Genomic DNA, 10,740 nt, shown 5'->3' with positions numbered 1-10,740 from the left:
ATTCCGGGCTCGCGGGCTGCGCCCGCGCCCCGGAACGACGAGCCGGTCCCGCTTGTCCGCCGCCGTCCCTCCGCCTAGAACGGCGTCCCGTCCATCGTCCCGTGGTTCCGAAGGCGCTTCGCGTGAAATTCACTCATCTCGCCACCGACGGCGCCGCGCGCCTCGGGTCGCTCGAGACGCCGCACGGCACGGTGCGGACACCCGCCTTCATGCCGGTCGGCACCCAGGCGGCCATGAAGGGCGTGCACTGGCACGAGGTGCGCGAGACGGGCGCCGACATCGTGCTGTCCAACACCTACCATCTCATGCTCAGGCCCGGCGCCGAGCGCATCCAGAAGCTCGGCGGGCTGCACGCCTTCATGGGCTGGTCGGGGCCGATCCTCACCGACTCCGGCGGCTTCCAGGTGATGTCGCTGTCGGAACTGCGAAAGGTCGACGAGAGCGGGGTCACGTTCCGCTCCCATGTCGACGGCGCCATCGTGGCGCTGTCGCCGGAGCGCGCCGTCGAGATCCAGCGCTGCCTCGGCTCCGACATCGCCATGCAGCTCGACGAATGCGTGGCGCTGCCGGCCGAGACGGCGGAGCTCGACCGCGCCATGCGGCTGTCGCTGCGCTGGGCGGAGCGCTGCAAGCGCGCCTTCGAGCCCGATCTCGCCAGCGGCCGGGCGCTGTTCGCCATCGTGCAGGGCGGCGACGACGTCGCGCTGCGGCGCGAGAGCGCCCGCGCGCTGGTCGACATGGACTTCCAGGGCTACGCCATCGGCGGCCTGGCGGTCGGCGAGCCGCAGGAGACCATGCTGGCCATGATCGAGGAGGTGGCGCCGCTGCTCCCCACCGACCGGCCACGCTACCTGATGGGCGTCGGCACGCCGGACGACCTGGTGAAGGGGGTGGCGCGCGGCATCGACATGTTCGACTGCGTGCTGCCCACCCGCAACGGCCGCCACGGTCTCGCCTACACCCGGTGCGGGCCCGTGAACCTGAAGAACGCGCGCCACCAGGAGGACCCGCGGCCGCTCGATCCCGAGAGCCCGTGCCGCATCGCCCGCGAGGTTCCGCGCGCCTATCTGCACCACCTGATCCGGGCCGGCGAGGCGCTCGGGGCGATGTATCTGAGCATCGTCAACATCGCCTATTTCCAGACCCTGATGCAGGGCCTGCGCGACGCCATCGGGGCCGGCCGCTTCGCCGATCACGCGGCCGAGGTGACGGCGGCGTGGGCCCGGGGTGACGTGCCGCCCCTCTGACGTGTAGGATTCCGGGCGGGGTCGGCCGGACCGGGCCCGCATGCCGGCCGCGGGCTGCGGCGATCTGCCCCGTCCGGCGGCGGCCGAAAATTCTCCAATTCGAAACGGTCCGCCGATACACCGCGCTCGACTCGTTGCGTTCCGCCGCGGCGCGGGGCGCACCCCCGTCGGCGCCTACGCGCCGTCACGTCCAGGCCCCTCCCGTGCCGGGTGCGGGTCGACTTCCCTCGAGGAGGACCAGCATGAGAAAACCCCTGGCCACGCTGCTCGCGGCCGCCGCCACCGTCTTGTTCGCCGGCGCCGCCGTCGCCCAGACCTATCCGGAGCGGCCGGTCCGTATCACGGTGCCGTTCGCGGCCGGCGGCGTCGCCGATCTCACGGTGCGCATCGTCACCGAGAAGCTCGGCCAGAAGATGGGCCAGCGCTTCATCATCGAGAACATGGCGGGCGCCGGCGGCATCGCCTCGGCCCGCGCCGCGCTGTCCTCGCCGGCCGACGGCTACACGCTGACGCTGCTCAGCAACGGCAACGCGGTGAGCGTGCCGCTGTTCAAGAGCCTGCCCTACGATCCGGTGAAGGACTTCACGCCGATCTCGACGCTCGGCACCTTCGACTTCATCCTCGGCGTCAACGCCAGCTCGCCCTACAAGACGCTGGCCGACCTGCTGGCCTACGGCAAGGCCAACCCGGGCAAGCTCAATGTCGGCACCATCAATGTCGGCAGCACCCAGAACCTCTCGGGCGAGCTGTTCAAGTCGCAGACCGGGCTGAACTTCTACATCGTGCCGTATCGCGGCACCCCCGAGGTGATCGTCGCGCTGCTGCGCGACGACGTGAACCTGATGATCGACACCTATGCGGCGATGCGGTCGAACCTGCAGGACGACAAGATCCGTCCGCTGGCGACCACGGGTCCGGAGCGCTCGGAGATCCTGCCGGACGTGCCGACCGTGATGGAGTCCGGCGTGAAGGACTACGACGTGACCTCGTGGAACGCGCTGTTCGCGCCGGCCGGCACGCCGCCGGCCGTGATCGAGACGCTCAACGCGGGGCTGCGCGAGGTCCTGGCCGACGCCGACGTGAAGAAGCGCCTGCTCGAGCTCGGCATCACGGCACGCCCCTCGACCCCCGACGAGCTCGGCAAGCGCCTGAAGGACGACATCGCCAAATGGGGCGCCGTCATCGAGAAGGCCGGCATCCAGAAGCAGTGAGACGACGCTGGTCGCAGTGCGGCGAATAGTCGGCTCCGCGTCGTGCGCACGACCGTGTGCGGCGTGCGCCGCTTCACCTCTCCCCGGCGGGGAGAGGCGGGATCTCGCGCTATCGCGCGAGATCCCGGTGATCGGGCGCCGAGCTCACCAGCGACGCCGTAGACCCTCACCCCGATCGCGTGCTGCGCACAGCGCCGCATGTCGTCGCAGCACCGTCTCCCGTCGTCACTCTTGCTGCATGCCGCCGGACTTGGCGTAGGCTTCGAGACGGCTGCGCTCGTCGGCGATGTAGCGGGCGAAGTCCTCGATCGAGCCTTCCGCCGTCTCGATGTCGGAGGCGGCGAGCTTGGCCTTGACCTCCTCGGTCTTCATGGCGGCCTGGATGGCGGCGTTCATCTTCTCGATGATCGGCTGCGGCGTGCCCTTCGGCGCGTAGAGGCCGGCCCAGTGGCCGATCCGGATCTCGGGAAAGCCCTGCTCGGTGGCGGTCGGCAGGTCCGGATAGGTGCTCATGCGCTTGCCGTGGGTCGAGGCGATCGCCTTCAGGTTCCCGGCGCGCACCTGCGGCAGCACCACGATGCTGGCCTCCGAGGTCGCCGGAACGCTGTTCTGAAGCACCGCCGTGACGCCCTCGTTGCCGCTCTTGTAGGGCACGATCTGCAGGTTCAGGCCGGAGGCCTGGCGCAGCATCTCGGCGACGAAATGCGGGGTGGTGCCGCGGCCCGCCGTCGCCCAGTCGACGCCGCCGTCGCGCGTCTTGGCCCACGCGACGAAGCTCTTCAGGTCGGTCGCCGGCACGCTCGGATTGACGACGATGACGGAGGGGGACACCGCGATCATGCCGACCGGCACCAAGTCGGAGTCCGAGTAGGGCAGCTTCTTGGACAGCAGGCTGTTGACCACCACGCCGCCGGCGCCGATCAGGAACGTGTAGCCGTCGGGGCGCGACTTGGCGACGTAGTCGGTGCCGATCACGGCGCCGGCGCCCGGCTTGTTCTCGATCACGACGGGCTTGCCGATCTGCTTCGACACGGCCTCGGCGGCGATGCGGGCGACGAGGTCGTTGGCGCCGCCGGGGCCGAACGGCACGACCCAGCGGACGGAGGTTTCTGGCCACTCGGCCCGGGCCGCAACCGTGCCGCCGAGGAGCAGCAGCGCTGCGAGGAGAGCGCGGGAACATGTCATGATGTCATTCCTGGAATGCGATGCAGGGCGCAGTCCGCCGCCGGATGACGTGTCGTCTGGAGCAATGCATGGGAGCGACCGGCGACGCGGGAAACGCCGCCCGAAAGCCGGGCGAGGCGGGTCGCGCGAAACGGCGGGATCCGCCGTCCGGAAGCCTACATCGCCGGCAGGCCCGTGACCATGGCGGACTCGCCCGCGGGCGCCACGCCGCGCGTCAGCCGGCCGGCGCCAGCCGGTAGTGGCTGACGCCCCAGGCGTCGCCGTCGGTGTGGCCGAACAGCCCGGCGGTGGCGAGGAAGAACAGGCGCCAGCGGCGCGCCCACAAGGCGGCGTCGGCCCCGTAGACCTCGGCCAGGATCGGATCGATCGCGGCGCGGTTGGCGTCGAAGTTCTTCAGCCAGTCCTCGGCGGTGCGGCGATAATGCGTGCCGCTCCAGCGCCACTCCGCCTCCACCCGGAAGTCGTCGAAGGCGCGGATCAGGCCGTGGCTCGGCATGATGCCGCCGGTGAAGAAATGCTGCGCGATCCAGTCGGCCTTGTCGCGGTGGTCGAACCGGTAGGGCACCGAGCGGTGGCTGAACACGTGCAGGAAGAGGCGCCCGTCCGGCGCCAGCCAGCCGCGGATGCGGGCCAGCAGCGCCTGCCAGTTGGCCATGTGCTCGAACATCTCGACCGACACGACGCGGTCGAATGTCTGGTCCGGCGCGAAGGCGTTCATGTCGGCGGTGACGACGGAGAGATTGCGCAGGCCGCGCGACAGCGCCTGCGTCTCGATGAAGCCGCGCTGCGAGCGCGAGTTGGACACCGCGGTGATGCGGGCGTCGGGGAAGCGCTCCGCCATGGCGAGCGACAGCGAGCCCCAGCCGCAGCCGAGCTCGAGGATCGTCTGGCCGTCCGCCAGGTCGGCATGCGCCATGGTCTCGGCGAGCGCCCGCTCCTCGGCCTGCGCCAGCGTCTCGGCGCCGTCGCCGTAGAGGCAGGACGAGTATTTGCGCCGCGGGCCCAGCACGAGCGCGAAGAACGCCGCCGGCACCTCGTAGTGCTGGACATTGGCCGCGCTGGTGTGCACCGCGATCGGATGCGCCGCCATCTCGGCCGCGAAGGCCCGCTCGACCGACGGATCGACGGTCGCGAGCTTCTGGCGGGTCTGCCCGACCAGGAACGCGATGCCGGCGCGGGTGAGCGCGTCGGGGATCGGCAGGCGTTCGACGCCGCCGATCGCGGTGGCGATCAGGCTCATCGGGGTTGCTCCGTGGGGGCGGTGCGGGGCGGCAGCGGGAAGAACGGGCTGGTGCGCGCCTGGTAGGCCCGGAAGGCGGCGCCGTGGCGGGCCTCCATGTGCTCCTCGAGCGGCGGGATGCCGGAGACGTGCACCAGCAGCCAGTACATGCAGGCCGGCCCGGCGAGCGCCAGCCAGCCGATCCAGTAGGCGCCCGACAGGTCGAGCGCGATGACGGCGACGCCGACCCAGGTGAGCCACTCGAAGAAGTAGTTGGGATGGCGCGACCAGCCCCAGAAGCCGTCGTCGCAGATGCGGCCCTTCGCGGCCCCGGCGGCCCGGAAGGCGCGCAGCTGGCGGTCGGCGACGCCTTCGCCGGCGATGCCGGCGACCACCAGAGCGAGGCCGAGGAGATCCTGCAGGCCGAGGCCGGGCGCCGGGCGGTGAGCGGCCAGGATCGCGGCGGCGATCATCGGCACGCTCACCAGCGCCTGAATCTGCAGGAAGACGGCCATCTTGTGGGCGGCGTCGCGGCCCCATTGCTGGCGCAGGGCGGCGTAGCGCGGATCGTCCCCGGACTTTTTGGCCCGCGCGTAGATGTGGCTGCCGAGGCGCAGCGACCAGGCCGCGACCAGCACGGCGACGAGAAGCTGGCGCGCCGCCGGCCATCCCTCGATCCCGAGCGGCGCCAGCGCCGCCGCGGCGCAGACGGCGCCGAGCCCGAAGGTCCAGATGGTGTCGACCCAGCCGGCATTGCCGGTGCGCCGCTCGACCACGGTGGCGACCGACATCACCATCGAGAAGGCGACGGCGGCGACCACCAGCACGATCAGCAGCGACAGCGCCAGCATGACGGCCTCTCCGGTCAGAGCCGCACGAAGGGCTGCAGCACCTTGCCCAGGAGGCCGTTGAGCTTGAGCCGGCCCTGCATCGCCACCAGGCAGATGCACTCGCTGCCGGCCTCGACCACGGGCGTGTGGTCGACGTCGTCGTCGGCCTCGTCGACGTCGCCGGGGCCGTAGCGGCCGTGCTCGTGGCGGAACGCGCCGGTGAGCACGCAGGTGAGCTCGGTGCCGGTGTGGGTATGGTCGGGCAGGGCGGTCCCGGCCGCCGCCTTGAGCAGGAACACGCGTCCGCCCGGCAGGGTCGGCGCATCGACCTGGCGCCACGACACGCCCGGGCCGACCCACCGCCACGGCCCCATGTCGTAGGGCGCCAGCAGCGCCTGGTGCGCCGGCAGCAGGCCCGGGATCACTTCGGCGCGGCGCGGCGCGACCGGCGCGGCGTCGCTCCGGTCGATCTGCGCCATCGCCCGGGCGAGGCCGTCGGCGGCGAGGTCGGCCGGCGAGAGGTCGTCGAGCATGACGCCGCCGGTCGCCTCCAGCAGGCGGACGGTCTTGCGGCAGTCCGGACAGGCGGCGAGATGCGCCGCCACGACCAGCATGCGCCCCTCGTCGAGGGTGCCGGCCGCGAAAGCCGCCAGCGTCGCTTCGGTCGGATGATGAGCTACGGTCATGTCAGGTCACCCAGGAGCGTGCGCATCCGGTTCATGGCGAGGCGCAGACGCGATTTCACGGTTCCGAGCGGGATGTCGAGCAGTCCGGCGATGTCGCCATGGGCTCGCCCTTCGAAGAACGACAGCTCGACGATGCGGCGCTGCTCGCCGGGCAGGTGGTCGAGGGCGGCGCGCACCCGCACCTGCCGCTCGCCCGCCTCCATGTCCTGGTCGGGCGGGGCGGCGAGCTCGGGCTCCGGCTCCTCGGCCATCGCATGCAGCATCTCGCGACGCTGGCGCCGGGCCGCGTCGATGCGCAGGTTGCGGGCGATGGCGAAGATCCAGGCGGCGGCGCCGGCCTTCGCCGGGTCGAACAGCGCCGCCTTGCGCCACACCGTGACGAGCGTCTCCTGGGCCAGCTCCTCGGCGAGATCGGGCGCGGTGCCGGACTTCATCAGGAAGGCCTTCACGCGCGGCGCAAAATGCGCGAACAGGGCCTTGAAGGCCTCGCGGTCGCCCCGCGCCGCGATCGCCTCGATCAGCCCGTCATGATCCCTCACGCTTCCTGTTGCCCTCGCGATGGTCGCCATGCGCCCCCCCGGACGGAGCGGCCCGGCGGGTCGTTCCATCGGCCACAGCGCCGCCGCGGCGCCGGCCGCCGGAGTCTGGACGGGAATGTCGGTTCGAACAAGCATGCCCCCTCTACGTCGGCTCCGGCGGCTTGGATCAGTGTGATCCAACCGTTGCGACCGTCCGTAACCCCGTGAACGACAGGGCCGGCGAGGCGCCGTGGTCAGGGGGCTAGGATGGACGAGGGGCGGGAGCCGCGACTGAAGATCGCGGTGGTCGGCACCGGCATTTCGGGCATGGCGGCCGCCTGGCTGCTGGCGCAGCGCCACGACGTGACCGTGTTCGAGCGGGCCGAGCGGATCGGCGGGCACTCCAACACGGTGCGCACGCCGAAGCAGCACGGCAGCCTGCCGGTCGACACCGGCTTTATCGTCTATAACGAGACGACCTATCCCAACCTCACGGCCCTGTTCGCGCATCTCGACGTGCCGACCCAGGCGACCGACATGTCGCTGGCCGTGTCGCTCGACGACGGCGCCCTGGAATACGGCGGCGGCAGCTTCGCGGCGCTGCTGGCGCAGAAGCGCAACCTGCTGCGCCCGCGCTTCTGGTCGATGCTGGCCGGGCTCGTGCGATTCTACCGCGAGGCGCCGCGCGACGCCGGCTCGCTCGACGAGGTGCATGTCACGCTCGGCGACTATCTCAAGCAGAACGGCTATTCGCGGGCGTTCCGCGACGACCATCTGCTGCCGATGGCCGGGGCGATCTGGTCCGCGGCGCCGCAGGAGATGCTGGAGTATCCGGCCGCCGCCTTCATCCGCTTCCACGAGAACCACGGGCTGTTGAAGATCGTCGACCGCCCGGTGTGGCGCACCGTCGTGGGCGGCAGCGCGTCCTATGTCGAGCGGCTCACCCGCAGCTTCCGCGACCGCATCCGGCTCGACTGCGGCGTCGCCCATGTCCGGCGCCACGCCGCGGGCGTCACGGTGATCGACCAGAACGGCGAGCAGCACGCCTTCGATCACGTGGTGATCGCCACCCATGCCGACCAGGCGCTGGCGCTCTTGGCCGATCCGAGCCTCGACGAGCGGGCGCTGCTCGGCGCCTTCCGCTACAGCCGCAATGTCGCCGTTCTTCACGCCGACGACTCGCTGATGCCGAAGCGGCGCGCCGCGTGGTCGAGCTGGAACGCGATCGGGACCCGGACCGGGCCCGACGACAAGCCCCGCGTCACCGTCACCTACTGGATGAACCGGCTGCAGAACCTGCCGGACGAGACGCCGCTGTTCGTGACGCTGAACCCGCCGCGCCCGCCGAAGCCCGGCACGCTGATCCAGACCGAGATCTACGAGCATCCGCTGTTCGACCTCGCCGCCTTCGCGGCCCAGCGCCAGCTCTGGTCGCTGCAGGGCGTCGGCAACACCTGGTACTGCGGCGCGCATTTCGGCGCCGGCTTCCACGAGGACGGACTGCAGGCCGGCCTCGCCGTCGCCGAGGCGATCGGCGGCGTGCGACGGCCCTGGACGGTGGCGAACGAGAGCGGCAGAATTCCGCTCGATCCGGCACGCGTGCGCGTGCCGCAACCGACGTTGCCGGCATGACGAGGTCCGCCGTCTACACGGGAGCCGTGGTCCACCGTCGCATGAAGCCGCGCGCCCACGCGCTGCGCTACCGCTGCTTCTGGTTCCTGCTCGACCTCGCCGAGCTGGAGGCGCTGGACCGGCGGCTGCGCTTCTTCTCCTGGCGAACGTTCAACCTGTTCTCGTTCCGCGACGCCGACCACGGCGGGCGGACCGGCGAGCCGCTGCGGGCCCAGGTCGACCGCATGCTGGCGGAGGCCGGCATCGACATCGCGGGCGGCTCGGTGCAGATCCTCTGCATGCCGCGCGTGCTCGGCTACGTGTTCAATCCGCTCAGCGTCTATTTCTGCCGGCGGGCCGACGGCACCCTGGCGGCCGTGCTGTACGAGGTCACCAACACGTTCGGCGAGCGCCACTCCTATCTGATCCCGGCCGATCCCGACGCCGGCGGCGCGGTCCGCCAGGAATGCGACAAGCTGTTCTACGTGTCGCCCTTCATGGACATGGACCTGCGCTACGAGTTCCGCGTCTCGCAGCCCGGCGACAGCGTCGCGGTGGCGATCCGCGGCGTGCAGGCGGGCGAGCCCGTGATCGTCGCGGCGCTGACCGGGCGGCGGCGCGAGCTGACCGACGTGACGCTGCTGCGGACGTTCCTGGCGCATCCGCTGGTCACCGCCAAGGTGATCGCGGCGATCCATTGGGAGGCGCTGAAGCTGTGGCGCAAGGGTGTCGGCCTGCGGCCGCATCCGGCCCCGCCGGCCCGCCCCGTCACCATCGTGCGGAGTTGAATCGTGCGGAGTGGAGCATGAGTCACGTCTCTCCCTGCGACGCGGGCAGCGTCGCCTCCGAGGCCGTCGCGACGTCGCCGGCCGCCGTGCTGCGGCGGCGCCGGTCGGTCGCCCATCATCTGCTCGCCCGCGTGCTGCGCCGGCTCGACGCCGGCAGCCTCACCGTCGAGCTGCCGACCGGCGAGCGCATCGAGCATCGCGGCCGCAAGCCCGGCACGGCGGCGACCTGGATCCTGCATCGCTGGCGGCCGTTGTGGCGGGTGCTGTGGCGCGGCGACCTCGGCTTCGCCGAGGCCTACATGGACGGCGACTGGTCGACGCCGGACCTGCCGGCGCTGCTGACGATGTTCTCCGAGAACGACACCGGCCTCGCCGACGTCTATGCCGGGCTGCGCACCGAGCGGCTGCTCGACCGGCTGCGCCACAAGAAGCGCGCCAACACCAAGCGCGGCAGCCGCCGCAACATCGCGGCGCATTACGACCTCGGCAACGCCTTCTACGCCGCCTGGCTCGATCGCAGCATGACCTACTCGTCGGCGATCTACACGGCCGACGACCAGTCGCTCGAGGACGCCCAGCAGGAGAAGCTCGCCCGCATCGTCGCGATGCTCGGCCTTACGGGCGGCGAGCACGTGCTGGAGATCGGCTGCGGCTGGGGCGCGCTCGCCGACGCCATGGCGGCCGCCGGCTGCCGCGTCACCGGGCTGACGCTGTCGGCCGAGCAGCTCGCGCTGGCCCGCCGGCGGCTCGCCGACTCCGGCCGGGGCGAGGCCTGCGACCTGCGCCTGCAGGACTATCGCGACGTCGACGGCCGCTTCGACCGCATCGTCTCGATCGAGATGATCGAGGCGGTCGGCGAAAAGTACTGGCCGGTCTATTTCGAGACGCTGTCGGAGCGCCTGAAGGCGGGCGGCACCGCGCTGCTGCAGGCCATCACGATCGAGGCGAGCCGGTTCGACAGCTATCGCAGGAACCCGGACTTCATCCAGCGCTACGTCTTCCCGGGCGGCATGCTGCCGACCCGCGCCATGATGATCGCGCACGCCCGCAGGGCCGGCCTGGTGCCGGTCGGCGAGACGGCGTTCGGCGAGAGCTACGCCCGCACGCTCGCCGAGTGGCGGCACCGCTTCCTGGCCGCCTGGCCGGCGATCGAGCCGCAGGGCTTCGATCGCCGCTTCCGCCGCATGTGGGAGTACTACCTCGCCTATTGCGAGACCGGCTTCCGCCTCGGTGTCATCGATGTCGGCCTGTTCGCCTTCGCCAAGCCGGAGACGACGGCGTAAGGGCGCCGAGGACGGCGGCACCGGCTCGGGATTCGTCACGCACGGACTCGCCCCCATGGGCGCCAAGACGAGATCGAATGCACGGCCTCTCGATCGTCGTCGTCCGCGCAGGGGAGGGATTTGCGTCGTTTGGTCATTCCGGGACGGCGCGCAGCGCCGGAC

General features: G+C 71.3%; 10 protein-coding genes. 5 read left to right on the top strand and 5 right to left on the bottom strand.

The window, feature by feature from the left end; genetic code table 11:
• Positions 1 to 122: 122 nt before the first annotated feature.
• Both tgt and CH341_RS22645 read left to right on the top strand, forming a co-directional pair.
• Positions 123 to 1,247: a tRNA guanosine(34) transglycosylase Tgt gene (gene tgt, locus CH341_RS22650; protein WP_111421252.1), complete on the top strand. Its 1,125-nt coding sequence runs from the start codon at positions 123 to 125 to the stop codon at positions 1,245 to 1,247.
• A 242-nt stretch (positions 1,248 to 1,489) separates the two neighbouring features.
• Positions 1,490 to 2,458 (top strand): Bug family tripartite tricarboxylate transporter substrate binding protein, encoded by a 969-nt coding sequence (locus CH341_RS22645; protein ID WP_111421251.1) that lies wholly within the window; start codon positions 1,490 to 1,492, stop codon positions 2,456 to 2,458.
• A 225-nt stretch (positions 2,459 to 2,683) separates the two neighbouring features.
• On the opposite strand, the gene CH341_RS22640 is transcribed toward CH341_RS22645, so the two are convergent.
• The 5 genes from CH341_RS22640 to CH341_RS22620 all read right to left on the bottom strand — a co-directional run bounded on the left by CH341_RS22640 (position 2,684) and on the right by CH341_RS22620 (position 6,947).
• Complete coding sequence (locus CH341_RS22640) at positions 2,684 to 3,643, bottom strand: Bug family tripartite tricarboxylate transporter substrate binding protein (RefSeq protein ID WP_111421249.1); 960 nt, start codon at positions 3,641 to 3,643, stop codon at positions 2,684 to 2,686.
• A 214-nt stretch (positions 3,644 to 3,857) separates the two neighbouring features.
• Entirely contained in the window at positions 3,858 to 4,883 is a 1,026-nt protein-coding gene (locus tag CH341_RS22635) for an SAM-dependent methyltransferase (RefSeq protein ID WP_111421248.1), read from the bottom strand.
• Positions 4,880 to 5,713: a DUF1295 domain-containing protein gene (locus CH341_RS22630; RefSeq protein WP_111421247.1), complete on the bottom strand. Its 834-nt coding sequence runs from the start codon at positions 5,711 to 5,713 to the stop codon at positions 4,880 to 4,882. Before CH341_RS22630 ends, CH341_RS22635 begins: the two co-directional genes overlap by 4 nt.
• A gap of 14 nt (positions 5,714 to 5,727) precedes the next feature.
• Positions 5,728 to 6,378 carry a ChrR family anti-sigma-E factor gene (locus CH341_RS22625; protein ID WP_111421245.1) on the bottom strand — a complete coding sequence of 217 codons (651 nt, stop codon included), beginning with the start codon at positions 6,376 to 6,378 and terminating at the stop codon, positions 5,728 to 5,730.
• Positions 6,375 to 6,947 carry a sigma-70 family RNA polymerase sigma factor gene (locus CH341_RS22620; protein ID WP_111421243.1) on the bottom strand — a complete coding sequence of 191 codons (573 nt, stop codon included), beginning with the start codon at positions 6,945 to 6,947 and terminating at the stop codon, positions 6,375 to 6,377. Before CH341_RS22620 ends, CH341_RS22625 begins: the two co-directional genes overlap by 4 nt.
• Before the next feature lie 216 nt (positions 6,948 to 7,163).
• On the opposite strand from CH341_RS22620, the gene CH341_RS22615 reads away from it, so the two are divergent.
• The 3 genes from CH341_RS22615 to CH341_RS22605 are packed head-to-tail and all read left to right on the top strand — an operon-like array spanning position 7,164 to position 10,578.
• Positions 7,164 to 8,528, top strand: coding sequence for an NAD(P)/FAD-dependent oxidoreductase (locus CH341_RS22615; RefSeq protein ID WP_111421242.1), 1,365 nt, complete (start codon positions 7,164 to 7,166; stop codon positions 8,526 to 8,528).
• Positions 8,525 to 9,295 (top strand): DUF1365 domain-containing protein, encoded by a 771-nt coding sequence (locus tag CH341_RS22610; protein ID WP_111421240.1) that lies wholly within the window; start codon positions 8,525 to 8,527, stop codon positions 9,293 to 9,295. Before CH341_RS22615 ends, CH341_RS22610 begins: the two co-directional genes overlap by 4 nt.
• Before the next feature lie 17 nt (positions 9,296 to 9,312).
• Positions 9,313 to 10,578 carry an SAM-dependent methyltransferase gene (locus tag CH341_RS22605; protein WP_111421239.1) on the top strand — a complete coding sequence of 422 codons (1,266 nt, stop codon included), beginning with the start codon at positions 9,313 to 9,315 and terminating at the stop codon, positions 10,576 to 10,578.
• Positions 10,579 to 10,740 lie beyond the last annotated feature (162 nt).

This window comes from Rhodoplanes roseus (assembly GCF_003258865.1).
Taxonomy (GTDB): Bacteria; Pseudomonadota; Alphaproteobacteria; order Rhizobiales; family Xanthobacteraceae; genus Rhodoplanes; species Rhodoplanes roseus.
The sequence above is the reverse complement of the archived record's forward strand: the minus strand, read 5'-3'. Positions and strand labels throughout refer to the sequence as shown.

What these genes read in the sequence shown, in the direction of transcription:
- CH341_RS22620 (WP_111421243.1), bottom strand. Translation starts at nt 6,947, where the DNA reads ATGGCGACCATCGCGAGGGCAACAGGAAGCGTGAGGGATCATGACGGG.
- CH341_RS22605 (WP_111421239.1), top strand. Translation starts at nt 9,313, where the DNA reads ATGAGTCACGTCTCTCCCTGCGACGCGGGCAGCGTCGCCTCCGAGGCC.
- CH341_RS22645 (WP_111421251.1), top strand. Translation starts at nt 1,490, where the DNA reads ATGAGAAAACCCCTGGCCACGCTGCTCGCGGCCGCCGCCACCGTCTTG.
- CH341_RS22635 (WP_111421248.1), bottom strand. Translation starts at nt 4,883, where the DNA reads ATGAGCCTGATCGCCACCGCGATCGGCGGCGTCGAACGCCTGCCGATC.
- CH341_RS22630 (WP_111421247.1), bottom strand. Translation starts at nt 5,713, where the DNA reads ATGCTGGCGCTGTCGCTGCTGATCGTGCTGGTGGTCGCCGCCGTCGCC.
- CH341_RS22615 (WP_111421242.1), top strand. Translation starts at nt 7,164, where the DNA reads ATGGACGAGGGGCGGGAGCCGCGACTGAAGATCGCGGTGGTCGGCACC.
- CH341_RS22625 (WP_111421245.1), bottom strand. Translation starts at nt 6,378, where the DNA reads ATGACCGTAGCTCATCATCCGACCGAAGCGACGCTGGCGGCTTTCGCG.
- CH341_RS22640 (WP_111421249.1), bottom strand. Translation starts at nt 3,643, where the DNA reads ATGACATGTTCCCGCGCTCTCCTCGCAGCGCTGCTGCTCCTCGGCGGC.
- CH341_RS22610 (WP_111421240.1), top strand. Translation starts at nt 8,525, where the DNA reads ATGACGAGGTCCGCCGTCTACACGGGAGCCGTGGTCCACCGTCGCATG.